General features: G+C 66.6%; 24 protein-coding genes. 19 read left to right on the top strand and 5 right to left on the bottom strand.

Features of this window, described 5'->3' with window-relative positions; translation table 11 throughout:
• The first annotated feature begins 123 nt into the window (after positions 1-123).
• From fadD5 to EXE63_RS13965, 17 genes are all read left to right on the top strand, one after another.
• Entirely contained in the window at positions 124-1,752 is a 1,629-nt protein-coding gene (gene fadD5 / locus EXE63_RS14045) for a fatty-acid--CoA ligase FadD5 (RefSeq protein ID WP_168142435.1), read from the top strand.
• Positions 1,753-1,968: 216 nt separating this feature from the next.
• Positions 1,969-2,766, top strand: a complete 798-nt coding sequence (locus EXE63_RS14040) for an MlaE family ABC transporter permease (protein WP_168142434.1) — start codon at positions 1,969-1,971, stop codon at positions 2,764-2,766.
• Positions 2,767-2,832: 66 nt separating this feature from the next.
• Positions 2,833-3,702, top strand: a complete 870-nt coding sequence (locus EXE63_RS14035) for an ABC transporter permease (protein WP_067990402.1) — start codon at positions 2,833-2,835, stop codon at positions 3,700-3,702.
• 4 nt (positions 3,703-3,706) lie between these two features.
• On the top strand, positions 3,707-4,927 hold the full coding sequence (locus tag EXE63_RS14030) for an MCE family protein (protein ID WP_168142433.1): 1,221 nt from the start codon (positions 3,707-3,709) through the stop codon (positions 4,925-4,927).
• Between the two features lie 61 nt (positions 4,928-4,988).
• Positions 4,989-6,020, top strand: coding sequence for an MCE family protein (locus tag EXE63_RS14025; RefSeq protein ID WP_168142432.1), 1,032 nt, complete (start codon positions 4,989-4,991; stop codon positions 6,018-6,020).
• Positions 6,017-7,603 carry a virulence factor Mce family protein gene (locus EXE63_RS14020; RefSeq protein ID WP_168142431.1) on the top strand — a complete coding sequence of 529 codons (1,587 nt, stop codon included), beginning with the start codon at positions 6,017-6,019 and terminating at the stop codon, positions 7,601-7,603. The genes EXE63_RS14025 and EXE63_RS14020 overlap by 4 nt, the downstream gene beginning before the upstream one ends.
• A gap of 10 nt (positions 7,604-7,613) precedes the next feature.
• Entirely contained in the window at positions 7,614-9,275 is a 1,662-nt protein-coding gene (locus tag EXE63_RS14015) for a virulence factor Mce family protein (protein WP_168142430.1), read from the top strand.
• Entirely contained in the window at positions 9,275-10,429 is a 1,155-nt protein-coding gene (locus tag EXE63_RS14010) for a virulence factor Mce family protein (protein ID WP_168142429.1), read from the top strand. Before EXE63_RS14015 ends, EXE63_RS14010 begins: the two co-directional genes overlap by 1 nt.
• A 6-nt stretch (positions 10,430-10,435) precedes the next feature.
• Positions 10,436-11,986 carry an MCE family protein gene (locus EXE63_RS14005; RefSeq protein WP_168145578.1) on the top strand — a complete coding sequence of 517 codons (1,551 nt, stop codon included), beginning with the start codon at positions 10,436-10,438 and terminating at the stop codon, positions 11,984-11,986.
• Entirely contained in the window at positions 11,956-12,594 is a 639-nt protein-coding gene (locus EXE63_RS14000) for an Rv1363c family protein (protein WP_168142428.1), read from the top strand. Before EXE63_RS14005 ends, EXE63_RS14000 begins: the two co-directional genes overlap by 31 nt.
• Complete coding sequence (locus EXE63_RS13995; protein ID WP_168142427.1) at positions 12,591-13,577, top strand: RDD family protein; 987 nt, start codon at positions 12,591-12,593, stop codon at positions 13,575-13,577. The genes EXE63_RS14000 and EXE63_RS13995 overlap by 4 nt, the downstream gene beginning before the upstream one ends.
• Positions 13,574-14,125, top strand: coding sequence for an Rv1363c family protein (locus EXE63_RS13990; RefSeq protein WP_168142426.1), 552 nt, complete (start codon positions 13,574-13,576; stop codon positions 14,123-14,125). Before EXE63_RS13995 ends, EXE63_RS13990 begins: the two co-directional genes overlap by 4 nt.
• Positions 14,092-14,805: a mammalian cell entry protein gene (locus tag EXE63_RS13985; protein WP_168142425.1), complete on the top strand. Its 714-nt coding sequence runs from the start codon at positions 14,092-14,094 to the stop codon at positions 14,803-14,805. Before EXE63_RS13990 ends, EXE63_RS13985 begins: the two co-directional genes overlap by 34 nt.
• A 20-nt stretch (positions 14,806-14,825) precedes the next feature.
• Positions 14,826-15,506 (top strand): YoaK family protein, encoded by a 681-nt coding sequence (locus EXE63_RS13980; protein ID WP_168142424.1) that lies wholly within the window; start codon positions 14,826-14,828, stop codon positions 15,504-15,506.
• A gap of 9 nt (positions 15,507-15,515) precedes the next feature.
• Positions 15,516-16,346 carry an SDR family NAD(P)-dependent oxidoreductase gene (locus EXE63_RS13975; protein ID WP_168142423.1) on the top strand — a complete coding sequence of 277 codons (831 nt, stop codon included), beginning with the start codon at positions 15,516-15,518 and terminating at the stop codon, positions 16,344-16,346.
• A gap of 124 nt (positions 16,347-16,470) precedes the next feature.
• A complete protein-coding gene (locus EXE63_RS13970; RefSeq protein ID WP_168142422.1) occupies positions 16,471-17,034 on the top strand; it encodes a hypothetical protein in 564 nt (187 codons plus the stop codon).
• A gap of 19 nt (positions 17,035-17,053) precedes the next feature.
• A complete protein-coding gene (locus EXE63_RS13965; RefSeq protein WP_168142421.1) occupies positions 17,054-18,868 on the top strand; it encodes a hypothetical protein in 1,815 nt (604 codons plus the stop codon).
• A 274-nt stretch (positions 18,869-19,142) separates the two neighbouring features.
• Here the strand turns inward: EXE63_RS13965 and EXE63_RS13960 are convergent, their stop codons facing one another.
• Together EXE63_RS13960 and EXE63_RS13955 are read right to left on the bottom strand one after the other, a co-directional pair.
• Positions 19,143-20,453: an HNH endonuclease signature motif containing protein gene (locus tag EXE63_RS13960; protein ID WP_168142420.1), complete on the bottom strand. Its 1,311-nt coding sequence runs from the start codon at positions 20,451-20,453 to the stop codon at positions 19,143-19,145.
• A gap of 396 nt (positions 20,454-20,849) precedes the next feature.
• The gene (locus tag EXE63_RS13955) at positions 20,850-21,932 is read right to left on the bottom strand and encodes a phosphodiester glycosidase family protein (RefSeq protein WP_168142419.1); all 1,083 of its coding nucleotides are present in this window, start codon (positions 21,930-21,932) and stop codon (positions 20,850-20,852) included.
• A 164-nt stretch (positions 21,933-22,096) separates the two neighbouring features.
• Between EXE63_RS13955 and EXE63_RS13950 the strand changes: the two genes are divergently transcribed.
• Complete coding sequence (locus EXE63_RS13950; RefSeq protein ID WP_168142418.1) at positions 22,097-22,375, top strand: GlsB/YeaQ/YmgE family stress response membrane protein; 279 nt, start codon at positions 22,097-22,099, stop codon at positions 22,373-22,375.
• Positions 22,376-22,377: 2 nt separating this feature from the next.
• Here EXE63_RS13950 and EXE63_RS13945 read toward each other — a convergent pair whose 3' ends face one another.
• Together EXE63_RS13945 and EXE63_RS13940 are read right to left on the bottom strand one after the other, a co-directional pair.
• Entirely contained in the window at positions 22,378-23,679 is a 1,302-nt protein-coding gene (locus tag EXE63_RS13945; RefSeq protein WP_168142417.1) for a PQQ-dependent sugar dehydrogenase, read from the bottom strand.
• A complete protein-coding gene (locus EXE63_RS13940) occupies positions 23,660-24,421 on the bottom strand; it encodes a pirin family protein (protein WP_168142416.1) in 762 nt (253 codons plus the stop codon). The genes EXE63_RS13945 and EXE63_RS13940 overlap by 20 nt, the downstream gene beginning before the upstream one ends.
• Before the next feature lie 70 nt (positions 24,422-24,491).
• Here EXE63_RS13940 and EXE63_RS13935 point away from each other — a divergent pair, with 70 nt between their 5' ends.
• On the top strand, positions 24,492-24,941 hold the full coding sequence (locus EXE63_RS13935; protein ID WP_168142415.1) for a MarR family winged helix-turn-helix transcriptional regulator: 450 nt from the start codon (positions 24,492-24,494) through the stop codon (positions 24,939-24,941).
• Positions 24,942-24,945: 4 nt separating this feature from the next.
• Here EXE63_RS13935 and EXE63_RS13930 read toward each other — a convergent pair whose 3' ends face one another.
• Complete coding sequence (locus EXE63_RS13930) at positions 24,946-25,599, bottom strand: TetR/AcrR family transcriptional regulator (RefSeq protein WP_168142414.1); 654 nt, start codon at positions 25,597-25,599, stop codon at positions 24,946-24,948.
• Positions 25,600-25,638: the final 39 nt, after the last annotated feature.

Raw genomic sequence — 25,638 nt, 5'->3', positions numbered from 1 at the left:
TATCGCGGACGGCTTGTTCAAGTCGGCGGTGTCGTCATAGTGTGACCGCGACGACACAATGTTTGATCAAATATCAACATCGCGCAAGCCCGGTTGCGCATCCCTGACGAAAGAGCCTTCGCGTTGACTGCTCACAGCACCGAACAGCCCTATCTCGCCCGTCAGCAGAACTGGTCCAACCAGCTGACCCGGCACGCCTTGATGCAGCCGGAAAAGACGGCGCTGCGCTTTCTCGGCCACACCACCACGTGGGCCGAACTCGACGAGCGGGTCACCAAGTTGGCCGGGGCGCTGCAGCGTCGCGGTGTCGGGCCCGGGGACCGGGTGCTCATCCTCATGCTCAACCGCACCGAGTTCATCGAGTCGTTCCTGGCCGCCAACCGGCTCGGCGCCATCGCGGTCCCGGTGAACTTCCGGATGACCCCGCCGGAGATCGCCTTTCTTGTCGCTGACTGCGCCGCGGCGGTGGTCATCACCGAAGCAGTGCTGGCACCGGTGGCCACCGCTGTGCGTGCGCTGGACGCGACCCTGTCGACGGTGATCGTGGCCGGGACCGCCGGCGATGACGATGTCCTGGGCTATGACGACCTGCTGGCCGAATCCGGCCCAGCACCCGCCCCGGCCGACATCCCGAACGATTCACCGGCGCTGATCATGTACACCTCGGGCACCACCGGCCGGCCCAAGGGCGCGGTGCTCACCCACACCAACATCACCGGGCAGGCGCTGACCTTCCTGTTCACCAACGGTGCCGATCTGAATCACGACGTCGGCTTCATCGGCGTTCCGCTGTTCCACATCGCCGGTATCGGCAACATGATCCCGGGCCTGCTGCTGGGCCGCCCGACGGTGCTCTATCCGCTCGGGGCCTTCGACCCCGGAGCCCTGCTCGACGTGCTGGCGGCCGAGGAGGTGACGGGCATCTTCCTGGTGCCCGCGCAGTGGCAGGCGGTCTGCGCGGCCCAGCGTGCCCAGCCGCGCAACCTCCGGCTGCGGGTGCTGTCCTGGGGCGCCGCGCCGGCATCGGACACGTTGCTGAAGGACATGGCCGAAACCTTCCCGGGCGCCAGCATCCTCGCCGCGTTCGGTCAGACCGAGATGTCCCCGGTGACTTGTATGTTGTTGGGGGAAGACGCAATCCGCAAGCTGGGCTCGGTCGGACGGGTCATCCCCACGGTGTCGGCACGCATCGTCGACGAGGATATGAACGATGTCGCGGTCGGCCAGGTCGGCGAGATCGTCTACCGAGCGCCGACCCTGATGTCGGGCTACTGGAACAACCCGAAGGCCACCGCCGAGGCGTTCGCGGACGGCTGGTTCCACTCCGGGGACCTCGTTCGCCAGGACGAGGAGGGTTACATCTGGGTCGTCGACCGTAAGAAGGACATGATCATCTCCGGCGGCGAGAACATCTACTGCGCGGAAGTGGAGAACGTTCTGGCCGCTCACCCGGCAATTGCGGAGGTTGCGGTGATCGGGCGTCCACACCGGAAGTGGGGCGAGGTTCCGGTCGCTGTTATAGCTTTGTCCGCGACGGGCCTCACGCTCGCCGAACTCGACGACTTCCTCACCGAGAGGTTAGCCAGATACAAGCACCCCAAGGCGCTGGAGATCGTCGACGCACTGCCCCGAAATCCATCGGGCAAGGTCCTCAAAACAGAGCTGCGCTCGGCCTTCGGTGCGGAGGAATCCATTGACGCCAGCGAAAGTTCCACTGCGGCAAGGGTTTCTGAAACGGCCTCGGAGAGGTAACCGGACGGGATGTCTTTGCTAACAGTTGCGGTGTGAATAAACCCGATGTGCGACACCGCCGGTAGCGGATCGGGTACAGTGCTGTGGTCTGCCTTACTACCAACCGGTAGGTAGACCAAAATCACAGGCCAACGGACGCGGGTTCCGAGTAAGTCAAGGAGGGGGCGTGCGACAGGTGATGCCGCCACGCTGTGAACTCGGTTCCGAGGTGCGCCGGTGACGGCGGGCAACGGTCTGGTCGACTACGTCAAGGATCAGCTCGACAAACCGCTGTCCATGATCGGCGGCTTCTTCAAGATGAGCGTACTGACGGGGAAGGCGCTGCTCACCCGGCCCTTCCAGTTCAAGGAATTTGTGCTGCAGAGCTGGTTCCTGATCCGGGTCGCCTTCCTGCCGACGCTGGCGGTGTCCATCCCGCTGACCGTGCTCATCATCTTCACACTCAACATCCTGCTGGCCGAGTTCGGCGCGGCCGACGTCTCCGGCGCCGGCGCCGCGCTCGGCGCCGTCACCCAACTCGGGCCGCTGGTCACGGTGCTCGTGGTCGCCGGCGCGGGATCCACGGCGATCTGCGCCGACCTCGGGGCCCGCACCGTCCGCGAAGAGATCGATGCGATGGAGGTGCTCGGCATCGATCCCATCGAACGCCTCGTGGCACCCCGCGTCGTCGCCGCGACCTTCGTGGCCTTCCTGCTCAACGGCGCGGTGATCACCATCGGCCTCGTCGGCGGCTACTTCTTCGGTGTCTACATCCAGAACGTCAACGCCGGCGCCTACGTCTCCACGCTGACACTGCTCACCGGTTTCCCCGAGGTGATGATTTCGGTCATCAAGGCCACCCTGTTCGGACTCATTGCCGGGCTGGTCGGCTGCTACCGGGGCCTGACCGTCGCCGGTGGATCGAAGGGGGTCGGGACCGCGGTGAACGAAACCCTGGTGCTCTGCGTGGTCGCGCTGTTCGCGGTGAACGTGGTGCTGACGACCATCGGCGTCCGCTTCGGAACGGGAGGGTGACGTGAGCGAAGCTTGCGAGCGAACCATCGACACTGAATCCGGCCGCCGAGCCTGCGAGGCGGACGCATGAGTACCGCTGCAGTCCTGCGGACCCGCTTCCCCCGCGCGTTCGACCGCACCCGCGGCTTCGCCGGCGGGCCCGCCCGATTCCTCGACAGCATCGGCCATGTCGCCTGGTTCGTGGTGCAGGCGGTCGGTTCACTTCCGCACGCGTTCAAGAACTACCGCCGCGAGGCGCTGCGCCTGGTCGCCGAGATCGGCATGGGCACCGGCGCGATGGCCGTCATCGGCGGCACCGTGGCCATCATCGGCTTCGTCACCCTCTCGGCGGGCTCCCTGATCGCCATCCAGGGCTTCGCCTCCCTGGGCAATATCGGTGTCGAGGCCTTCACCGGATTCTTCGCCGCCCTGGCCAACATCCGGGTGGTCGCGCCCGTCGTCACCGGCCAGGCGATGGCCGCCACCGTCGGCGCCGGTGCGACCGCCGAACTCGGCGCCATGCGCATCAGCGAGGAGATCGACGCACTGGAAGTGATGGGCATCAAGTCGATCTCGTATCTGGTGTCCACTCGGCTGATGGCCGGCGCCATCGTCATCGTCCCGCTCTACGCGATGGCGATCCTGCTGTCCTTCCTGTCCGCTCAGCTGGTCACCACGGTGTTCTATTCACAGTCGGTCGGTACCTACGAGCACTACTTCCACACATTCCTGCGCGTCGACGATGTCATGTGGTCGTTCCTGGAGGTCATCATCATGTCGATCATCATCATGTTGAACCACTGCTACTTCGGCTACTTCGCCAGTGGCGGCGCGGTGGGTGTGGGCGAGGCGGTGGGTCGCTCGATGCGGACCTCGCTGATCGCCATCGTGTTGGTGGTGCTGTTGGCCTCGTTGGCGCTGTATGGCACCGACCCGAACTTCAACCTCACGGTGTAGCGCCATGACGACTTCGCGGGCACCTCTGAACAAGCCCAAGACCCCGCCCTACAAACTGGCCGGTCTGGTGCTGTTGCTGATCAGTGCGCTCATCCTGAGCCTGACCTGGCTGCAGTTCCGCGGCTTCTTCGAGAAGCGGGTCCAGTTGACGGTGATGGCCGAACGTGCCGGTCTGGCAATGGACCCGGGTTCCAAGGTCACCTTCAACGGCGTCCCGATCGGGCGGCTGACCGAGGCCGGGGTGGTCACGGTCGGTGAGGTTCCCAAAGCCAAGCTCACCCTCGACGTGGACCCGAAGTACCTGTCGCTCATCCCGTCCAACGTGGAGGCCGAACTGCGGGCCACCACGGTGTTCGGCAACAAGTACATCTCCTTCCTGTCCCCGGACAACCCGGCAGCCACCCGGCTGGCGAGCGGGGCCACCATCGAGGCCTCCGGCACCACCACCGAGTTCAACACCCTGTTCGAGACGATCATGAAGATCGCCGAGCAGATCGACCCGGTGAAGCTGAACCAGACCCTGACCGCCGCCGCCCAGGCGCTGGACGGGCTCGGCGACAAGTTCGGTCAGTCGATCGTGGACGGCAATGACATTCTCGGCGAACTGAATCCGCGGATGCCGCAGATCCGCCGCGATATCGCCGGCCTGGCCGATCTGGGCGAGGTGTACTCCGATGCGGCGCCGGATCTGTTCGACGGCCTGAGCAATGCGGTGATCACCGCGCAGGCGCTCAACGACGAGCAGGGCAATATCGATCAGGCCCTGATGGCGGCCGTCGGCTTCGGCAACACCGGCGCCGATATCTTCGAGCGCGGCGGGCCGTACCTGGTGCGCGGCGCGCAGGACCTGCTGCCCACCTCGAAACTGCTGGACTACTACAGTCCGCAGCTGTTCTGCACCATCCGCAACTTCCACGACGTGGCGCCCAAACTCGCCGCGGCACTGGGCGGTAACGGCTATTCCCTGTTGACGCGGTCCTCGGTGCTCGGTGCCGGAAATCCGTACGTGTTCCCGGACAACCTGCCCCGCGTCAACGCCAAGGGCGGCCCCGGCGGGCGGCCCGGCTGCTGGCAGCCGATCACCCGCGACCTGTGGCCGATGCCGTACCTGGTGATGGACACCGGCGCGAGCCTCGCCCCGTACAACCACTTCGAACTCGGCCAGCCGATCATGCAGGAATATGTCTGGGGCCGCCAAGTGGGGGAGAACACGATCAACCCATGAGTGACGCTTGCGGAACGAATAGACAACTGGCATGCGGGACCCGAGCCTGCGAGGGAGCCGCATGAGTATCAAAGGAACGCTCTTCAAACTGGGCGCGATATCCGCGGTGCTGCTCACCTTCACCGCGATCATCTTCGTGGTGTTCGCCCAGCTCCGATTCGACCGCACCACCGGCTATTCGGCGGTATTCGAGAACGCCAGCGGTCTGCGTGCCGGACAGTTCGTGCGCGCCTACGGCGTCGAGGTCGGCAAGGTCGAGGACGTCGTCCTCATCGACGGCGGCAATCAGGTCCGGGTCGACTTCGCGGTGGAGCGCAATCTCCAGCTGTTCCAGGAGACCACCGCCGCGATCCGTTACCTCGATCTGATCGGGAACCGCTACGTGGAACTGCGGCGCGGCGACAGCGATGCGGTGCTGCCCGGTGGCAGCACCATCCCGGTGGAACGCACCGAACCCGCGCTCGACCTCGACGCGCTGGTCGGCGGATTCCGTCCGCTGTTCAAATCCCTTGACGCGGACAAGGTCAACAACATCGCAACCTCCATCATCACCATCTTCCAAGGCCAGGGCGGGACGATCAACAACATCCTGGACCAGACGGCCGAACTCACGACCGCGCTGGCCGACCGCGACCAGGCCATCGGCGAGGTCATCACCAACCTCAACACGGTCCTAGACACCACCGTCAAGCACCAGAAGCAGTTCGATGACACCTTGAAGAACTTCGAGACCCTGATCACCGGGCTGAAGGACCGCGCCGATCCGATAGGTGCCTCGGTGGCCGACATCAGCAACGCCGCCGGGTCGCTGTCGGATCTGCTGGCCGACAACCGGCCGTTGCTGCGCGACACGCTAGGGTACCTGGAGACCATCCAGCAGCCGTTGGTCGATCAGCTCGATCAGGTCAACGACATCGTCGCGCAGGTCCCGGCCGCGCTGCGGATCATCGGTCGTTCCGGAGGCATCTATGGTGACTTCTTCAACTTCTACGCCTGCGACCTCTCGCTGCGGCTTAATGGCCTTCAGCCGGGCGGACCGGTCCGCACGGTCAAGTTGACCGGCCAACCCACGGGGAGGTGCACCCCGCAATGAGGACAATCCAGGGTTCGGACCGCACCCGTAAGGGTGTGATGGGCGTGCTGACGGTGGCACTGGTCATCGGCGTCGGTTCCAGCATCACGACCGTGCCGATGTTGTTTGCGGTGCCGACCTACTACGCACAGTTCAATGACACCGGCGGCCTGAACATCGCGGACAAGGTGCGCATCGCCGGCGTCGACGTCGGCACCGTGCAGAGCATGGAGATCAAGGGCGACAAGGTCGAGATCGGTTACACCCTCGGCGGCCGCCAGATCGGCACCGAGAGCCGCGCCGCCATCCGCACCGATACCGTGCTGGGCCGCAAGAACATCGAGGTTGAACCCCGCGGTGACACGCTGCTGAAACCGCGCGGCTTCCTGCCGGTGGAGCAGACCCAGACGCCGTATCAGATCTACGACGCGTTCATGGACGTCACCGACGCGGCGTCCGGCTGGGACACCCAGGCCATCAAGCAGTCGCTGAATGTGTTGTCGGAGACCGTCGATCAGACCTCGCCGCACCTGCAGTCGGCGCTGGAAGGGCTGCAGCGGTTCTCCGACACGCTCGGGCAGCGTGACGACGAGCTCAAGGATCTGCTGGCCAACGCCAACAAGATCGCCACCGTCCTCGGTGACCGCAGCGGACAGGTGAACGCGCTGCTGGTCAACGCGCAAACCCTGCTGGCCGCGGTGAACGAGCGCAGCCAGGCGGTCAACCTGCTGCTGGAACGCATCTCCGGGGTGTCCGAGCAGATCAACGGTCTGATCGACGACAACCCGAATCTCAACAAGGTGTTGACCCAGCTCAACACCGTCAGTGACACGCTGGTGGAGCGCAAGCAGGACCTCGCCGACTCCTTGAGCATAATAGGGAGGTTCGTCACCTCGCTCGCCGAGGCTATGGCGACCGGCCCATACTTCAAGGTGATGCTGGTGAACCTGCTGCCGCCCACACTGCTGCAGCCCTTCGTCGATGCGGCGTTCAAGAAGCGCGGCATCAACCCGGAGGAGTTCTGGCGCAACGCCGGCCTGCCCGCGTTCCAGTTCCCCGACCCGAACGGCGCCCGCTTCGAGAACGGCGCACCGCCGCCGGCGCCGAGGGTGCTCGAAGGGACGCCGGAGTTCCCCGGCCCCGCGGTGCCACCCGGGTCACCGTGCTCCTACACCCCGCCGGCCGATGGCCTGCCGCGGCCCGGAAACCCGCTGCCCTGTGCGGATCTCACGGTCGGCCCGTATGGCGACAACCCGTACGGCCCGAACTATCAGGGTCCGGTGGGTGTGCAGACCTCCGATCCGAACGCGCACGGCCTCGGCCCGACACCGGGCGTCCCGAGCGCCGGAATCCCCGGACAGTTGCCGCCCAACGTGCCCGGCACCCCGGTGCCGCTGGTGCCCGGTCCGCCGGGGGCACGCACCGTGCCGGTCGGTCCGCCCGGGGTTCCGGCACCGCCGGGACCCATCCCGAGCCGCGCGCCGCTGCCACCACCGGTGCCGGGACCGCCGCCACCGCCAGGGCCGGGTCAGCAGCTGTCGCCGGCGGACACCGAGCCGCTTCCCGGCAACCCGCCGTTCCTTCCGCCCGGATCACAGGGATAGGGCCGAGTAGATGTCGACGATCTTCAACATCCGCAACATCCAGTTGCCGCGCTTCTCGAAGGCGGCCGTCATCATGGGCGCCATCGTGCTGGTGGTGGCAGTGGGCGCCGCTGCCGTGGGCTGGACCGTCTACAAGAAGTTGACCACCACCACGGTCACCGCCTACTTCCCCCAGGCGCTGGCGCTGTACCCCGGCGACAAGGTGCAGATCATGGGCGTCCGGGTCGGTTCGATCGATTCGATCGAGCCCGAAGGTGACCGGATGAAGATCGTCATGCACTGGGACAGCAAGTACAAGGTCCCCGAGAACGCCAGCGCCTCGATCCTCAACCCGTCCCTGGTGTCCTCCCGGGTCATCCAGCTCTCACCGCCCTACACAGGCGGTCCCGCGATGCAGGACGGCGCGGTGATCGAGGAGGACCGCACCCAGATCCCGATCGAATACGACGAACTGCGCGATCAGGTCACCCGCCTGCTGGCCGATCTCGGGCCGACACCGGAGCAGCCGAAGGGCCCGTTCGGTGACATCGTCGAATCGTTCGCCGACGGCTTCGAGGGCAAGGGCGAGCAGTTCAACAAGACGCTCAAGGGTCTCTCGGACGCGGTGACCGCGCTCAACGAGGGTCGCGGTGACTTCGTCGGAATCGTCAAGAGTCTGGCAGTGTTCGTCAACGCGCTGCACAAGAGCGACCAGCAGTTCGTGGCGCTGAACGACGATCTGGCGCAGTTCACCAACTCGTTCACCAACACCGACCGCGAGGTCGCCACGGCGCTGGACGATCTGAACTCGGTGCTGGCCACTACCCGCAAGTTCCTCGACGAGAACGCCACACCGCTCACCAACGACGTCAACAACCTGGCAGAGGTGACGAACACGATCCTGCAGCCAGAGCCTCTCAACGGACTGGAGACCGGTCTGCACGCGTTCCCCAATTTGGTCGCCAACGTGCTCAACATAGCGTCGCCGAACCAGGGTGGCATCGTCAACGTGCCGGTATTGCCCGGCGTCACCAACTTCTCCAACCCGCTGAACTTCATCTGCAGCTCAATCCAGGCCGGCAGCCGCCTCGGCTATCAGGAGTCTGCGGAATTGTGCGCACAGTACCTGGCGCCGGTGATGGATGCGATGAAGTTCAACTTTCTACCGTTCGGGGTGAACCTGGCCGCCGGTGCGATGACGCTGCCCAAGCAGATCGCGTACTCCGAGCCGCGGCTACGTCCGCCCCCGGGGTACAAGGACACCACCGTGCCGGGCATCTTCTCCCGCGACACCCTGTTCTCGCACGGCAACCACGAGCCGGGCTGGATCGTCGCGCCCGGTATGCAGGGCGTCGAGGTGCAGCCGTTCACCGCGAACATGCTGACCCCGGATTCGTTGGCCGCGTTGCTCGGTGGGCCCGATATCGTGCCGCCGCCGGCGCCGCCGGCCTTCGGTGTGCCCCCGGGCGGCAACTTGCCCGGACCGCCGAACGCGTACAGCGAGAACACCCCGCTGCCGCCGCCGTGGTACCCGCAGCCCGGGCCGCCGCCCGTCCCGGCTCCCGGAGTGATCCCCGGTGATCCGCCGCCGGCCGCGGCGGTGGCCGTGCCCGCAGCACCCGCAGCACCCGCAGCACCCGCTGCGCCGGCTCCGCCCGGGCCTCCGCTGCCCGCTGAGGCAGGTGGCGCGTGATGAGCCGTAACTGGAAGAAGCTGGGTACCCGCACGGTCGCGCTGGCCGCGGCCGGGTTGTTGCTCAGCGGCTGTGGGCAGTGGCGCGGTATCGCCAACGTGCCGTTGCCCGGCGGTCCGGGCACCCAGTCCGGGCACTCGACGATCTACATCCAGATGCCGGAGACGTTGGCGCTCAACGCCAACAGCCGGGTCCGGGTCGCCGATGTGTTCGTCGGCCGAGTGCGCAAGATCGAGCTGAAGAACTGGACGCCGCTGCTGACGGTGGACCTGGAGCCCGGTGTCGAGCTGCCGCAGAACGCGGTGGCGCGCATCGGCCAGACCTCGCTGCTGGGTTCCCAGCACGTGGAACTGGACGAGCCGGAGGACGAGGATCCGTCGCCGGAGCCGCTGCGCAACGGGGACACCATCCCGCTGGAGCGGTCGTCGGCGTTCCCGACCATCGAGCGGACGCTGGCCAGTATCTCCGGCATCCTCACCGGCGGTGGCATCCCGAACATCGAGGTCATCACGAGCGAGGTCAACGCGATCCTGACCGGGCGCTCCGGCGAGATCCGGGAGTTCCTCAACCGGCTCGACACCTTCACCTTCGAGCTGAACCAGCAGCGCCAGGACATCGTCCGGGCCATCGATTCGACCGACCGGCTGCTATCCATCGTCGCCGACCGCAACGACACGCTGGACCGGGTGCTCACCGAGTTCCCGCCGCTGATCCAGCATTTCGCGGACACCCGGGATCTGTTCGCCGATGCGGTGACCGCGCTGGGCAGGCTCAGTGCGACCGCGGATGAGACGCTGAGCAACACCAACGCCAACCTGAACACCAACCTAAAGAACCTGCAGCGCCCGCTGCGGGAGCTGGGGAAGGCCACGCCGTACCTGGTGGGTGCGCTGAAGCTGCTGCTGACGGTGCCGTTCAACGTCGATAACGTCCCGAAGGCCATCCGCGGTGACTACATCAACGTGTCGGTCAACATCGACCTCACCCTGAGCACCATTGACAACGGGTTCCTGTCGGGTACCGGTATCTCGGGGATGCTGCGGGCACTGGAACAGGCCTGGGGCCGCGACCCTGCGACGATGATCCCGGACGTGCGCTTCACGCCGAACCCGAACAATGCGCCCGGCGGTCCGCTGATCGAAAGGTCGGAGTAAGCCATGTTGCTGACCCGAATGATCAAGACCCAGTTGCTCATCTTCGTCGCACTGACGGTGGTGGCGCTGGTGGTGCTGTCGCTGGGCTACCTGCGGTTGCCCAGCTACGCCGGCATCGGGATGTACCGCCTCTACGCGAACCTGCCCAACTCGGCCGGTCTGTACGAGACGGCCAACGTCACCTTCCGCGGCACCACCGTCGGCAAGGTGACGGCGGTGGAGCCCACCGAACAGGGTGCCCGGGTCACGATGAACATCGAGGACAGCACCAAGGTGCCCGTCGACACCGTCGCCAATGTGCACTCGGTGTCGGCGGTCGGTGAACAGTTCCTCGATCTGGTCTCCACCCAGAACACCGGGCAGTACTTCGAGGGCGGCGACACCATCACCAAGGGCCGGGTGCCGGCCGAGGTCGGTCCGGCGCTCGACGCGGCACAACGCGGCCTGGCGGCGCTGCCGGCGGAGAAGATCAGCGTCCTGCTCGACGAGACGGCCAAGGCGGTCGGCGGCCTCGGGCCGTCACTGCAACGACTCGTCGACGGCACCCAGGCGCTGGCCGGTGACTTCCGGGACAACCTGACCTCGGTCACCGACATCGTCGAGAACTCCGGGCCTATCATCGACTCCCAGGTGAACTCCGGTGACGCGATTTCCCGGTGGGCCGCCAACCTGAACACCATCACCGCGCAGACCGCGGAGAAGGACGCCGCGCTGCGCAGTGGGCTGCAGCAGGCCGCACCCACCGCCGATCAGCTCAACGCGGTGTTCGGCGATGTGCGGGAGTCGTTGCCGCAGACGCTGGCCAACCTTGAGGTCGTCATCGACATGCTCAAGCGGTACAACAAGAACGTCGAGCAGGTGGTCGTCGCGCTTCCGCAGGGTGCGGCGCTCGCGCAGACCGCAACGATCTTCGCCCCGGAGGGCCTGCTGCACTTCGCACTTGGTATCAACACCCCGCCGCCCTGCCTGACTGGCTTCCTGCCCGCCTCGCAATGGCGCTCCCCGGCGGACACCAAGACCGAACCGGTGCCATCGGGCCTGTACTGCAAGATCCCCAAGGACGCGCCCAACGTTGTGCGCGGCGCGCGTAACTACCCGTGCGCCGACGTACCGGGTAAGCGGGCCGCCACCCCGCGGGAGTGCCGCAGCGAGGAGCCCTACGTCCCGCTGGGCACCAACCCCTGGTACGGCGACCCGAACCAGATCGTCGACTGCCCCGCCGCGGGTGCGCGCTGCACCCAGCCGGTCAACCCCGGTCAGGTGATCCCGGCGCCGTCGATCAACAACGGGATGAACCCGCTGCCGGCCAGCCAGCTGCCACCGCCGGAGTCGACGCTGCCGACCAGCGACCCGTTGACCCCGCCTGGCCAGGGCACGGTCACCTGCAGTGGACAGCAACCCAACCCGTGCATCTACACTCCGGCAGCAGGTCCATCGGCGGTCTACAGCCCGTCCAGCGGTGAGGTGGTCGGACCCGATGGGGTCAAGTACTCCGTCACCAACTCGAACAACTCAGGAGATAGCGGATGGAAGGAGATGCTGGCACCAGCCGGCTGAACCCCACCGACGACGAGCACGACGCCGCTGCCGAGGAGGCGGCGGAGGAATCGACAACGGACACCCCCGAGGATCTCGCAGAGCGGGAATCCACCGAGGAACCGAATCACGGGCGGTTCGGCCAGGGCTGGCTCGTCAGCATCTGCCTGGTGCTCTTCCTGGCGGCTGCGGCGCTGTCCGCGGGCGGCTATCTGCTGCTGCGGTCCAATGCGCAGAGCGAGCAGATCGCCCGCGATGACGCGGTCGCGCTGCAGGCGGCCAAGGACTGTGTGACGGCCACCCAGGCGCCCGACACCGCCTCGATGGGTGCCGCGCAGGCCAGGATCGTCGACTGTGCGACGGGTGATTTCGGTGCCCAGGCGGTGTTCTACAGCTCGATGATGATGGAGGCCTATCAGGCCGCCAACGTTCAGGTCGAGGTCGCGGACCTGCGTGCCGCCGTAGAACGTCACCATGACGACGGCTCCGTCGACGTGCTGGTGGCGGTCCGCACCAAGGTGACCAATTCCGAGACCGCCGATCAGGAGCAGGGCTACCGGCTGCGGGTCACCATGCAACGCGCCGACGGCACCTACAAGATCGCCAACCTCGTCCAGGTCACCACGTGACGGACGTGCTCGACGAGATCGACGACACCGACGTGGCGGTGCGTGCGGTACCCGCATCCTGGGGTGCCCGGGCCGCCGCGCTGGGTATCGACGTGCTGTTCGGTGTGGCGCTGATCGCGATATTGGCCCTGCTGGCCTGGACCGCGCCGCTGATGGGCTGGCTGTGGTGGGTGTACGTCGTGCTGGCGGTGCTGGCGGGCCTGGCCATGATGGTCAACCGCTGGGTACTTCCGACGATCACGGGCTGGACGGTGGGCCGCGCCGTCACCGGTATCCGGGTGGTGCGTGCCAGTTCCCCGTCCAGTCCCGACGGCGCACCCGTGGGGACCGGCCGGCTGCTGGCCCGCGATCTCGCCCACCTGCTGGACACCGCCGCCGTGTTCCTGGGCTGGTTGTGGCCGCTGTGGGACCGGCGGCACCGGACCTTCGCAGACCTGTTGCTGCGCACCGAGGTTCACCGGGTGGGTGAACCCGAACAGAACCTGCGCCGGCCGGTGGCGATCGGGCTGGTGGCAACTACGCTGCTGTGCGCCGTCGCGACCGCCGCCGGCTATCTGATGGTGTACCGCCAGGACCGCGCATTGGACACCGCGCGCGCCGAGATCGCCGCGCAGGGCGCCCGCATCGTCGAGCAGATCCTGAGCTACGCCCCGGACACCGCCAAGGACGATTTCGCCCGCGCGCAGTCACTGGCCAGTGACATCTACCGGCCGAAGCTGATCGAGCAGCAGGAGGCGCTGCAGCAGGCTCCGCTGGTGTCCAACGAATACTGGACGGTCAATGGCGTGGTGCTGGAACAGCCCGCGCCGACCACGAACACCGCGTCGATGTTGTTGGCGATGCAGGGACAGCGTGGCAGCGACCCGAATGCCATGCGGTTCATCACCGCCACGGTGCGGGCGGATTTCGTGAAGACCGGCGATCAATGGCAGGTGCAGAATCTGTCCGTTCTGACCAAGCCGCGCACGGGGGGCGGCCAATGAGCCCGCGTCGCGTCGTCGAGTCCGACGCACCGGAGTACTTCTACGCACCGGTCGATCCGCCGACGCGGTGGGGTTTGCCGTTGGTCGCGGGGATTTCCGCGCTGTTGATCGCGGTGACGCTGGGGTTGGCGACCTTCATGACGGTCTCCCACGAGGCGGACCGCCGGACCCAGATCCGCGACGCAGATGCGCTCGGTTATGTGCGCTCCTTCATGACGGCCTACACCACGTTGGATCCGTTCAACGCCAACGATTACGCCGACCGGATACGCGCGCAGGGCACCGGGGAGTTCGCCAAGACGTTCACCGAGAAACAGAACGAGATCGTGCTGCAGGTGGCCCGCAACGAACCCACCAACGGTGAGGTGCTGGAAGCCGGCGTGCAACGGTGGAACGACGACGGCAGCGCCGATGTGCTGGTCGCGACCAAGATGACCACCACCACCCCGGACGGCAAGCAGACCATCGAGACCGGAAGTCGTTGGGTGGCAACGGCGATCAAGGAGGGACAGCAGTGGAAGATCAGCCGGCTGATTCAGGTGATCTGACCACCGAGGCGGACGCCGAGGCCAAAACCGAGGCCGGGACCGAGCCCGACGCCGAGAAGGAGGCCGACGCCGAGAAGGAGGCCGTGGCCGACACCGACGAGGCGGTCGCTGACGAGACGGTGGCCGACGAGACGGTGGCCGAACCCGTCCTGGTGCCGCACCGCCCGCCGGGCCGCGGCGTGAAGGTGGCTGCCGTCGCCGGCGCCGCCGTGTTCGTCGCCGCCGCCGCGTTCGCCGCAGCCAATGCGGCGCCGTACCTGACCGATCGGGCACTGGTCCAGGTGAAGCTGGATATCGCCGGCACCGCCGCCGATGCCATCACCACGTTGTGGACCTACACACCCGAGGACATGGAGACACTGCCCGATCGGGCCGCCAAGTTCCTCGGCGGCGATTTCCAGGCCGAGTACCGCAAGTACATCGATGCGATCGCTGCGCCCAACAAGCAGGCCCAGGTGTCCAACAACACCCAGGTGCTGGGCGCCGCGGTCGAATCGCTGGACACCGACAGCGCGTCGGCGATCGTCTACACCAACTCGGTGGCCACCAGTCCGGTGACCAAGAACATCCCGTCGCTGCGGTACCTGTCCTACCGCCTGACCATGGAGAAACGCGGCACAGACTGGCTCATCACCCAGATGAACGCCATCACCTCGCTGGACCTGACGCCCAGACTGTAGCGGCTGCCGGGCGCACGTTGATGAAATCGCCTGTGTCGCATCGGCTGACCGTCACGGCGCTGCTGTTGCTCACTTTTGCCACCGGTCTGGTCGATGCGGTGAGCGTGCTGGTCCTCGGTCACGTGTTCGTGGCCAATATGACCGGCAACGTGATCTTCCTGGGGTTCTGGTTCGTCCCCCATTCGGGCGTGGACCTGTGGGCCGCGGTGGTGGCCTTCCTCAGCTTCGTCACCGGTGCGGTGATCGGCGGGCGACTGGTCCGCCACCTCGGTTCCTCAGGGCGCCGCTGGCTGACGGTGGCGCTGTCGGTGGAGGTCGCGCTGCTGATCGTGCTTGCGGTGCTGGCCGGCAGCGGTGTGTTGCGCTACCACGATGACACCAAACTCATCCTGATTGCCGGACTCGCAGTGGCGTTCGGCATCCAGAACGCCTCCGCGCGGCAGTTCGGTATCCAGGAACTCAGCACGACGGTGCTGACCCAGACCATCGTCGGCATCGGCTTCGACAGCAGGCTGGCCGGCGGCACCGGGCATCGCGAGAAGTTGCGCTACACCGTGGTCCTGACGATGTGCGCGGGAGCAGTACTCGGAGCCACGCTGACACTGCACGTGGTGGCCCCGGTGATCGGTCTGGCCGCCGCGGTCGTCATGGCAGCGGCCATGATTTTCGCGTTCGGGCCGCCGGCGCCCGATACCGGATAGTCTGACCGCATGCCTGCAGTCCTGGTCACCGGCGCGGGCCGGGGTATCGGCCGCACCATCGCCGAACAGCTGGCCGCCCACGGTTGGGATGTCATCGCGGGCGTACGCAGCGAGGCCGATGGTGCGGCGCTGACGGCCGTTGATCCCCAGCGTATTTCGGCGATCATTCTCGACGTCACCGATGACGGGCAGATCGCCGCACTCGACAGTGCGCTCCCCGCGCGACTGGACGCGGTGGTGAACAACGCGGGCGTCGTGATGGCCGGACCGATGGAAACCCTGACCAGCGAACAGTGGCGCATGCAGCTGGATGTGAATGTCGTCGGTCAGCTCGCGGTGACCCGGGCCGTGTTGCCCCGCTTGCGGGCCTGCCACGGCAGGGTGCTGTTCGTCTCGAGCGTGAACGGCCGGCTGTCCACTCCGTTGATCGGGGCGTACGCGGCATCGAAGTTCGCGTTGGAGGCCGCCGCCGATGCCCTCCGAATGGAGCTGAGCCCGTGGCGGATTCCGGTGGTTCTGATCGAACCCGCACAAACTGACACCGATATGTGGCGGACCGCGGGGACCATGGTCGATGATGTCGAGGCCGCGCTGACACCCGCCGAGCGTGAGCTGTACGGGCGGCATATCGCAGGAATGCGCAAGTCGGTGCCGATTTCGCAAAGAATGGCTGTGGCACCGGAAAAGGTATCCGAGGTGGTGCGGGCGGCGCTGACCGCCAAGCGCCCCCGGGCCCGCTACATTGTCGGTGTCGGACCCCGCCTTCAGCTGGCGCTGATGATGAATTTGCCAGCGCGCGTACGGGACCGGGTCTTGCGGACGGTCATGCGCCAGCCCTGATCGACGGCTTCGATCATTCCCGGCCAAACGCCCCAGCCCCGCGATCTTGAATGTTAAGTTTTCGCTGAGAACTGCATGGGGCAGCGGGGGAGGCGCGGGGTTGATGGCTGGAAAACACCGGAATGTGGCTGAGCGGACCAGGCGGGTCGCGGTGGTCACGGCGGCTGCGGCGACGGCGACGGCACTGACGGTCGGTGCGGCCGCACCGACTCCGCCGCCACGCCCTGAGGAGCATTACCTCCGGGTGGTTGAGCAGCAAGTGGACCTGAGCGCAGCGGTCAGCCCGTTCGGTCCGCCCGGCAGCCTCTCCGACGTTACCGGCGGCTCGGGACAGGCCGCCTACAACACCTTCCAGGAGTTCATCGCCGCTTACGAGCGGGCGCTGGCCGGCGTCAACCTGGCCGGTGGTTTCGGTCTGAACATCGAGAATCTGCTGGGCCAGATCCCGACGGCGTTCCTTGACGACATCCTGGGTGCGATCCCGATCGATCTGGGCTCGGTGCTGACGCCGATCCTGGGCGGTCTCGTGACCCCGCTGCTGATCAATATCCTTGACCTGCTCAACATCACGGACGCACAGGGCAACATCACCTTGTCCGCAGTGCTGGGCCTGGTTGGGCTGGACCTGTCGGACCCACTGAACCTGGCGGGGCTGAACATCCCCGGGTCAACATCATCACCCGGGTGAGCCATTCCTGCTGCTGAAGATGCTGGCCGGGCTCGACCTCGGCTGGACCCCCGGCACCGCCAACGCCGTGGCCGACGCCATCAATCAGACGCCGTACCTGGAGGTCGGCGTCGAGAACCTGCTGGACGCGGTGCTCGACCTCGCGGGCAATGCCGTCGGGAACATCCCGCTGCTCGGCCCGCTGATCTCCGCGGTGCTACAGGGCGTCGAAGACATCAATCTGCCGGACCTCAACGTCATCGATGTCCGGATCCCGATCGTGATCGGCTACGGATTCGGCGCGATGGCGGCCGGTTCGGCGTATGAGCAGGCGCTTGCCGACCTGGGCAACCAGCCCCGGCTCGGAGCCAATGGCGGTGGCCCGCTGGGCAGCCTCACCCTGCTGCCGATGATCCTGGCGAACAACGTCGGTCGCGCCAACGGCGGCATGCTCGCCCGGTTCTACCCACTGTTCGAACTGCTGGGCATCGACCTGATCACCCCCGATGTGCAGGCCAGCAACGCCGGGACCGGGATCCCGATACTGGGCACCGGAATCGAACTCGGCGCGGCGAACCTCGTCCCGATCAAGGTCGACGCCACCGTCCAGTACCAGCCCTACTCGGACTTCGCGGCGTGGCCGAATCCGTTCACGCTGTTCAACAACCTGCTGGCCGGCACCATCGGAGCGTCTTACATTCTGCGCGGTGTCGAGTTGGACAGCGCGCTGGACCAGATCCTCGACGAGGTCGGCGAGACCGTCAGCGATGCACTGGATCTCGGCAATCCGTTGAACATCAACATTTACCTGACGTTGGCGACCAGCACGCTGCCGCTGCTCGAGCCGCTCTACCTGGCCGGCGATCTGCTGAACATGGTGAGCTTCGGGACGCTGGGAACTTTGCCGATCCGGTTGGCCAACGCGCTCGCCCCGGCCATGACAAGTCTGGTCAACCTGGGCTATACCGACGTGGTGCGCAACCCGGACGGCACCTACACCCGCACGCTGGACGACCCGGACACCGCGACACCGTTCATGTCCTTCCCGGATGTGAACTGGGGCCGGGCCATCAACGATGTACTGACCTCACTGGCGAACGGATTCCACAAGGAGTTCATCAGCGGCAACCCGACTGCGGCGCCGCCCAACGTCCTGGAGAACCTGGGCAAGCTGATCCAGACCCTGACCAAGGGACTGAATCTGGGCGGCCTCACCGCCGGGTTGCAGGACGGCCTCGACAACCTGGTCGCCGGTCTCACCGGGCAGGCGGGTCGCCAATCCCCGAATGCGGCGCGCACACTGGCCGCCGCGGCAGGCGATCTTCCCGACCCCGATGCCAAGCTCGTCACCCTCTCGGTGGATCCCGACGGAGACGTCCCGAGCGGAAAACACGCTGCCAACCCGAGCGCCGCCATCCCCGAGGACTCCGGGCTGGCGCCGAAGCACGCGGCGCCCGACGATGCGGAAGCCGAAGAAACACCCGCCGAGGCCGAAACTCCCTCGGAGACAGAGACTCCCGCCGAAACGCCGACCGAACCCGAACCCGAACCCGAAGCTGAACCCGAACCGGAAGCTGAGGCCGTTCCCGGCACTGAGGCCAACCCCGACGCTGAGGCCGAGGCTCCGGCGGTGAAGAAGCCGACGGTCAAGAAGAACCCGCTGCAGAACGTGGTTCGTGACATCACCAATGCGCTCACGCCCAAGAAGAAGAAGCCGGCGGCAACCACATCGAGCGCCGGGGATACCGAGACTGACGCGAAGAAGTCCGAGACCTCGGAGACCAAGAAGTCGGAAACCAAGAAGTCCGAGACGAAGAAGTCCGAGACGAAGAAGGCGGATAAAGCGGCCGCCTAGTCGCCCCTTCGCTAGGGCACCGGTCATCGTCGGTCCGCGCCCCAAGAATCCCGTGGCGCGGAAGGACATACGCATCCTTCGTTGTATCGGGCGGTGCCCGCTTTGAGCGATGGACGTGTGCGTCCTGCGATCCGCTTGACCGATTCTGAGGGTCCGTTTCTGACGGGGATCCCCAGTGTGGTTCGTGGTGGCGGGTCCGGCGGCGGGTTCTGCCGCCGGACCCGCTATGCGGGCGGTTTCTCTGTGGAGTTGTCAAGGTGCCGTGCGGTTTTGGTTATGCGGCGGTAGGCAGGTCGGTCATGGTGCGTCGGGCATGCGATCGCAGGTGTGCCGGTTCGGGCCCGGCCGGGTCATGCGGTGGGATGAACCAGGGGTAGCGGTCGGCGCCGAGGTAGACCTGCCAGCCACCGTGATGGATCGCGGTGTGGTGCAGTCGGCACAGCAGCACACCGTTGTCGATGCTGGTGGTGCCGCCGCTGGCCCAGGGTTGGATGTGGTGGGCATCGCACCAGGAGACGGGTCGTCCGCAGCCGGGGTGCGCGCACCCACCATCGCGCACCGCCAACCCTTTACGGATCAAGGGCGTAAACAACCTTTCACTGCGTCCGACGTCCAGGGGTGCACCCGCGCCATCGACAGTCACCGTCGTGAGGGTGCTGTCGCAGGTGATGAGGTCCGCGGTGCCTGCGGTGATGAGGCCGGTGAATCCGAGGGTGTCGACGAACCCTGTTGCGGCGGGCCGGACCAGGGTGACGTGCGGGAGCACACCACCGCTCATCGGGCGCTGCGAGCTCGACAGATAGGTCCGCATGATCTGTCCGAACGCATCCGCGCGGCGCCGCCCCACCGGGCGTGGGTCCGGGGATCCGTCCGGCAGCGGTATCGGCCGGCACAACGGGTCCAGTGCGGCCAACAGTTCCTCCGCCGTGAGCGCGTCGAGATCCAAGCTTGCCGCGACCCGGCCGTCCTCGGTCTGCACCACGGTCATGTCGTTGAGGTCGGCGTTTTCCGCGACCGGCACCATGCCCTCGTCCTGCAGCGATGTGGCGGCCTGCGCGATGGCGATCTCGCGGGCCTTCTTGGCCACCCCGGAGGGGGTGGTCTGGATCATCAGCGTCGTCACGACGCCCGCCCGATCCTCCTCGGACAGGGGGACCCGGCTGTTGATGTGGGTGACGCCGCGTCCGATGGCGTCGGCGAATTGGATGTCGATCCCACCGAGACGCTGCTGCTGGGTCAGCGCAGTCAGGGTGTGCGCTGCGCGCCCCACCCGGGCGGCCCGGTACGCCGCGCCCGGCGCCATACCCAGGGCGGTGAGCAGATCGGCCCCGGAGCTCAGGTGTTTGCGGGCCGGGATCCCGGCCCGCTCAGCGGCCGCGACCGCCTGGGCGACAACATGATCCAGCAGGTTGCGGGCGGTGACCGCGGCTGCCAACACCGCGAGTAGGGGCTTGTCATCGACGATCCGGCGCGGGCAGTCCAGGAGATGACACAGCCGGCGATCACCGTCGTCATCCGGTGGGAGTGCCGGGGTGAGGTCATCGATGAGCGCGTCAATGAAGGTGTCGAGATGGGTGGCGTCCATGTGGATACCGGCTTTCACAGAAGGTGCCCCAAGGGCACGATCAGTCACAACGGTTCGCACAGTCCCGTGGGACCATCGAACCTTTCGGCGACCGGAGTCGCGGTCTGTGCTCACCGGGTGATGATGGGAGCAACATCGCATTCGAACTTGTGTTCGATCGTACGCCGAATAGGGGCCCCGCGCAAGAAGGAGTTTTGAGGACATGACCCAACCTTGATCGGCCGGCCTCACCCATGTGCTGATGCAGAACTGTCGCCGAGGTGCTGATACACCACAGGCATCCCACGCAAGTGTCATGCCGCGGCACCTGACCGAATTTCGGTCGGTCTGTTCGAATCGGACCCGAAGCAGTTCCAGCACAACACCGGTCGCACCGAGTGGAACCGTTCGAGTGCCCTAGTTGAAGGCCAACCAGCTGGGTAGCGCGCGTTCCCGCGAATCGCAGAGCACCTGCAAGGTGTCGCACGACCCCTTGGGGACCCCCGCGCCCGCCCACATGCCGCCGGTGTCACGACGCAGCACGATGGCCGACGATCCGCCGCCGTCGAGCAGCAGCGCGGTGTCACTTCCCAAGCCGCGGAACAGGTCCTGTATCTGATCGGGTGTGTAGCTGCCGCCCTGGAACACGTACATCTCGTCACGGTCGCGGGCATAGGCCAACGCGGTGCGCGCCGCCGAAGGGCCCGGATCGTTCATCTGCCCGGTGTCGCCCGGGGCGAGTAACCCGAGACCGCTGACCGCGACGAAACGGGTGCCCTTGTTCATCAGATCGGCGATCACCGGGCCGGCCGCGTCGAAGTCGTCGCCCGAGCGCGGTGTCACCACGAACGGTGCCCCCGCGACCGGCAGGATCATGGTGGACAGCGGGGTCCAGACCTCGTCGCCCCCGGACAGGCCCTGTTTACCGGCGTAGGCGACGGTCCCGGTGAGTGGCACGTTCACCCGGCCGAGCCCGCGGGTGTTGTCGACGTAGGCGCCCAGCGGTGAGCTGCAGCCGGTGGTCTTCCAGGATCCGCGCTGCTGGCCGCGGATGTCGAAGAAGTTGGCGTTGATGGCAATGGTGGGCTGCCCCAGCGCCTGCCACGCGGCAATCGGGGTGTAGATCTCCGAGGCCTGCACCAGTCCGTCCCCGGTGCGGGCGCCCGGGGTGCGTTCGCACCGGGCCTGATAACCGTTGTGGTTGTCGACCAGTAGTCGCGGTGCAAGCCGCTGGGAAGCGGATTTGATGATCATCAGGTGACCGCCGCCGCCGCCCTCGTACCAATTGCCTGCGGCGTTGAGCATCGGTGTCGGGTTCCCGCCACCGAAGTTGTACACCAGGTAGGAGCCGCGGGTGTTGGCGATGGCGGTCGCCAGCAATGTCCGGCCATCGGCGGCGGCCGCGGTCGGTGCGCCCGTTGTCGTCGCCAGCGCCGCGGTGACCGTCAGCGTCGCGATACCGGCGGCGAGGCGCCGGACACGGGCGGCCACGATGGACACGGCGCCCCCTTCGGACTGGTGTGGACAGACGACTCGCACTAATCACACCAGTAACACTGTCCACTTGCGTCACGACACCGTCACGGTTGGGCATCGGGTTATCGCTTGAAGCTCAGCGGAACTGGGTAACCGGACGAAACCACTCGGCTATGTAGGGAGCAGCAATGATCGGAACCATCATCAGCGCCCTGTTCGTCGGCCTGATCGTCGGCGCGTTGGCGCGATTGATCATGCCGGGCAAACAGAGCATCGGCGTCATCATGACCATTCTGTTGGGTGTCCTCGGCTCGGTGGCCGGCAGTTGGCTGACATACCAACTCGGGTACGGAAACGCCAATGGTGGCTGGGCCATCATCCCGTTCCTGGTCGGGATCGTGGTTGCCATCGTGCTGATCGCCATTTACGTCGGCGTCACGGGTCGCAAGGACACCACGGTCCGCTAGCCTCAGCCCGGCGGCGCAAGCCGGTACACCGCGTCGGCGTAATCGTCGGTGACGTACACCGCGCCGTCGGGGCCGGTCACGGCGGCAACCGGTCTGCCCCATCGACTTCCGTCGGGTGCCTGGAAACCGCCGACCAGGGTCTGCTGATCGCCGAGGACGCCGTCCCGCCACGAGAAGAACGACACCTCGGGCTCCTGCGGGTTCTGGCGGTTCCAGGATCCGTGCACGCCTATCAGAGCGCCACTGGTGTACGGCGCCGGAAGGCGGCCGTCGGTGAAGCTCATCCCCAGTGGCGCCGAATGGGCCCCGAGGCTCTGTTCCACGACGGGCAGCGCGGCGCAGTCCATCGCCTGGCCATCGGGATTGGTCTGGACGTCGCGGATCAGTTCGAGATCGGCCGGGCCGCCGTCGGGATTGCAGTAGGGCCAGCCGAGCTCGCGGCCGGGCGTCAGCCGGGCGACCGATTCGGGCGGGTGGTCGTCGACGTAGGCGGGATCGACCGCACCCGTGCTCGGGTCCGCCACATTGTCGCGATTGTTCACCGCCGTCCACACCGCACCGTCGGGTGCGATGGCCAGGCCGGTGCCGTTGCGGACCCCGGTCGCGAATGGCTCCATCTGACCGCCGCCGGCGGGCACACGCATGATGGTCGCGCGCGGCGGGGTCGCCGTGCGGTCTTCCTCGGAAATGTTGCCGGTGGACCCGATGGAGAAGTACACGTCGCCGTCGGGGCCGACGGCGACACTCTTCAGGGCGTGCGAGTAGGCGCCCCGTAACTCGGGGCTGCGGGCATCGGGCAGGCCGTCGGCCACGGTGCGGCGGTCGGTGGCGGCGCCGTCGCGGTAGGCGTACACGTCGACGCGGTCGCTCTCGGCGATGTAGAGGGAATCGCCGGTGAAGGTGAGCCCATGCGGCTGGTTGAGACCGTCCAGGAGGACCTCGGACCGCCCCGCTCGCATCGAAAGAACCTGTCCTGCACTGGGAACCGAGACCAGCATCGCTCCGTCGGGTGCCCACACGGCCAGCCGCGGCTTGGATGTCCTGGCCCATACCTCCAACGACCAGCCCGCCGGGACCAGCGCTCGGCGGGGCTCGTCGAACGGGGCCTCGCCCATACCGTCGGGCACGGCGACCGTCACTTCGGTCAGTCCTGCTGCGGTCGGTGCGCTTGAAGTGCCCGGCGGTGCGCTGCTCGGGCTGCCGGCGGAGGGCGGCCCGGCCGGTGTGCCGGTCGAGCAGGCGACCAGCATCGCTGCGCCGGCCAGGCCGCCGACGATCTTTCGGCTATCGGCCCAGACCGGCATGCATCTCCCAGAGCAGGATCTCGGATGGCTCGGTGGCGGTGACCCGCTGTCCGCCGGTGGCGGTCAGGCGCGCCGCATCGCCCTCAAGCAGTTCGCCGGCGCCTTCCAGGCTCACCGCCCCGCGCGGTACGAACAGATGCAGGTACGGCGCCTGGGGCAGTTGCACCGATTCGCCGGCCTGCAGCCGCGCACCATGCAGGGCGGCATACTTGTTGCCGATGGTGATCGCCGACTGGTCGCGGTGCTCGGGCATCCCGGAGGCGATCGTGACCAGACCGCCGCTCAGCAATTCGTCGTCGATCTCGAGCTGCTGGTAACCGGGGTCACGGCCGGACTCGTCCGGGACGACCCACATCTGCACGAAATGCACTGGCTCGCTGTGGGTCTCACGTCCAGTGAGGGTCCAGGAATCGTTCTTCTCCGAGTGCAGGATGCCGCGCCCGGCCGACATGCGTTGAGCCAGGCCCGGATAGATCACACCGTTGTTGCCGGTGGAGTCCTGATGGACCAGTGAGCCCTGCATCACCCAGGTCACGATCTCCATATCGCGGTGCGGGTGAGTATCGAAACCGGTACCCGGCGCCACTCGGTCGTCGTTGTTGACCAGCAGCAGGCCGTGGTGGGTGTTGTCCGGCTCATAGTGTCCGCCGAACGAGAACGAGTGCTTCGAATCGAGCCAGGAAATCCTGGTCGCCGCGCGATCCGCCGCGGGCCGGATGTCCACGGATGCGGTTCGGGTCATCGATGCTCCTCTGAGATCAGTGCCCAGCCTAGGCGCGGGGCGATGGACAGCACAACTTAAATGATGTGTCATGTATTCCATGTGGCTGGATGCGAGTGAGCAGGCGCTGTGGCGGAAATACCTGGCGATGACCGGACGGCTGCAGGCCGCGATGAACCGTCAGTTGCAGCAGGAATGCGGATTGTCGTTGGCCGACTATGACGTGCTGGTCGCGCTCGACGAGTCGCCGGGATGCCGGATGACCGATCTGGGGGAGCAACTGGGCTGGGAGCAGAGCCGCGTGTCACACCAACTGCGACGGATGCGGGACCGCGGCCTGGTGGACCGCCACCACCCCGATGACGACCGGCGCGCGGCGATCGTCGAGCTGACGGCGCAGGGTCGCACCGCGCTCAGCACCGCCGCGCCGGCGCACGCCGAACTGGTGCGTGCGCTGGTCTTCGAGGGGATGACGCCCGCTCAACTGCGCGCGGTCGATCAATGGTTGACCGGGGTACTGGACCGTCTCGGTCCGCCTTGACGGGTCAGCCGGCGGGGTCCCAGCCGTGCATCGCGGCATGCATCTGATCCCCGTCGAGCGCAGCGGTGCCGAGCGGCTTCTGATCCGGGTGATATCGCATGCCCTCCAGCAGGAGTGCGACGTAGCGGCGCCACAGTTCGGGGTCGACGTGGCCGGCCCACTCACTGACGGTGCCCGCCAGCAGGCCGATGATCGGGGTGTCGGTGTGCTCGATATCGGCGCGCAGGTGGCCGTCGTGGCGTGCCCTCTCGACCAGTGTGGTGATCAGTGGCACCAGTTCCTCGCGGGCACAATCGACACGATCCCCGCCGTAGGCCTTGCTGTAGATCATCTCGCGCAGCCCCCGATCGGCGGCGGCGAGTTCGCACTGGCGCTCGATGAACCACACCAGTCCGTCCCACGAATTCGGCTGCTGTAACGCGGTTTCGGCCAGGCACACGACCTCGGCGATGCCTTCCTCGAAGATCGCCTCGACGAGTTCCTCCTTGGTCGCGAAGCGCCGATACACGGTCCCGACGCCCACGCCGGCGTGATGAGCGACATCGTTGAGGGTGGCCTCCATGCCCTTGATGGCGAACAGCTCGCGCGCTGCGGTGAGCACGCGCTGCCGGTTGCGCTCGGCATCCTTGCGCAGGCCGCGACATGGTTTGTCAATCACAAAGTCCACTTTAGTGATGTCCCTTACCTAAACGCCATA

Origin of the sequence: Mycolicibacterium frederiksbergense, from assembly GCF_012223425.1 — a bacterium.
GTDB lineage: Bacteria > Actinomycetota > Actinomycetes > Mycobacteriales > Mycobacteriaceae > Mycobacterium > Mycobacterium frederiksbergense.
This window is presented reverse-complemented; position numbering and strand designations above follow the sequence as displayed.

What these genes read in the sequence shown, in the direction of transcription:
- EXE63_RS13960 (WP_168142420.1), bottom strand. Translation starts at nt 20,453, where the DNA reads ATGGACGCCACCCATCTCGACACCTTCATTGACGCGCTCATCGATGAC.
- EXE63_RS13940 (WP_168142416.1), bottom strand. Translation starts at nt 24,421, where the DNA reads ATGACCCGAACCGCATCCGTGGACATCCGGCCCGCGGCGGATCGCGCG.
- EXE63_RS14015 (WP_168142430.1), top strand. Translation starts at nt 7,614, where the DNA reads ATGTCGACGATCTTCAACATCCGCAACATCCAGTTGCCGCGCTTCTCG.
- EXE63_RS14020 (WP_168142431.1), top strand. Translation starts at nt 6,017, where the DNA reads ATGAGGACAATCCAGGGTTCGGACCGCACCCGTAAGGGTGTGATGGGC.
- EXE63_RS13975 (WP_168142423.1), top strand. Translation starts at nt 15,516, where the DNA reads ATGCCTGCAGTCCTGGTCACCGGCGCGGGCCGGGGTATCGGCCGCACC.
- EXE63_RS14030 (WP_168142433.1), top strand. Translation starts at nt 3,707, where the DNA reads ATGACGACTTCGCGGGCACCTCTGAACAAGCCCAAGACCCCGCCCTAC.
- EXE63_RS14025 (WP_168142432.1), top strand. Translation starts at nt 4,989, where the DNA reads ATGAGTATCAAAGGAACGCTCTTCAAACTGGGCGCGATATCCGCGGTG.
- EXE63_RS13965 (WP_168142421.1), top strand. Translation starts at nt 17,054, where the DNA reads ATGCTGGCCGGGCTCGACCTCGGCTGGACCCCCGGCACCGCCAACGCC.
- EXE63_RS13980 (WP_168142424.1), top strand. Translation starts at nt 14,826, where the DNA reads ATGAAATCGCCTGTGTCGCATCGGCTGACCGTCACGGCGCTGCTGTTG.
- EXE63_RS14000 (WP_168142428.1), top strand. Translation starts at nt 11,956, where the DNA reads ATGGAAGGAGATGCTGGCACCAGCCGGCTGAACCCCACCGACGACGAG.
- EXE63_RS14035 (WP_067990402.1), top strand. Translation starts at nt 2,833, where the DNA reads ATGAGTACCGCTGCAGTCCTGCGGACCCGCTTCCCCCGCGCGTTCGAC.
- EXE63_RS13990 (WP_168142426.1), top strand. Translation starts at nt 13,574, where the DNA reads ATGAGCCCGCGTCGCGTCGTCGAGTCCGACGCACCGGAGTACTTCTAC.
- EXE63_RS13950 (WP_168142418.1), top strand. Translation starts at nt 22,097, where the DNA reads ATGATCGGAACCATCATCAGCGCCCTGTTCGTCGGCCTGATCGTCGGC.
- EXE63_RS14010 (WP_168142429.1), top strand. Translation starts at nt 9,275, where the DNA reads ATGAGCCGTAACTGGAAGAAGCTGGGTACCCGCACGGTCGCGCTGGCC.
- EXE63_RS13945 (WP_168142417.1), bottom strand. Translation starts at nt 23,679, where the DNA reads ATGCCGGTCTGGGCCGATAGCCGAAAGATCGTCGGCGGCCTGGCCGGC.
- EXE63_RS13935 (WP_168142415.1), top strand. Translation starts at nt 24,492, where the DNA reads ATGTATTCCATGTGGCTGGATGCGAGTGAGCAGGCGCTGTGGCGGAAA.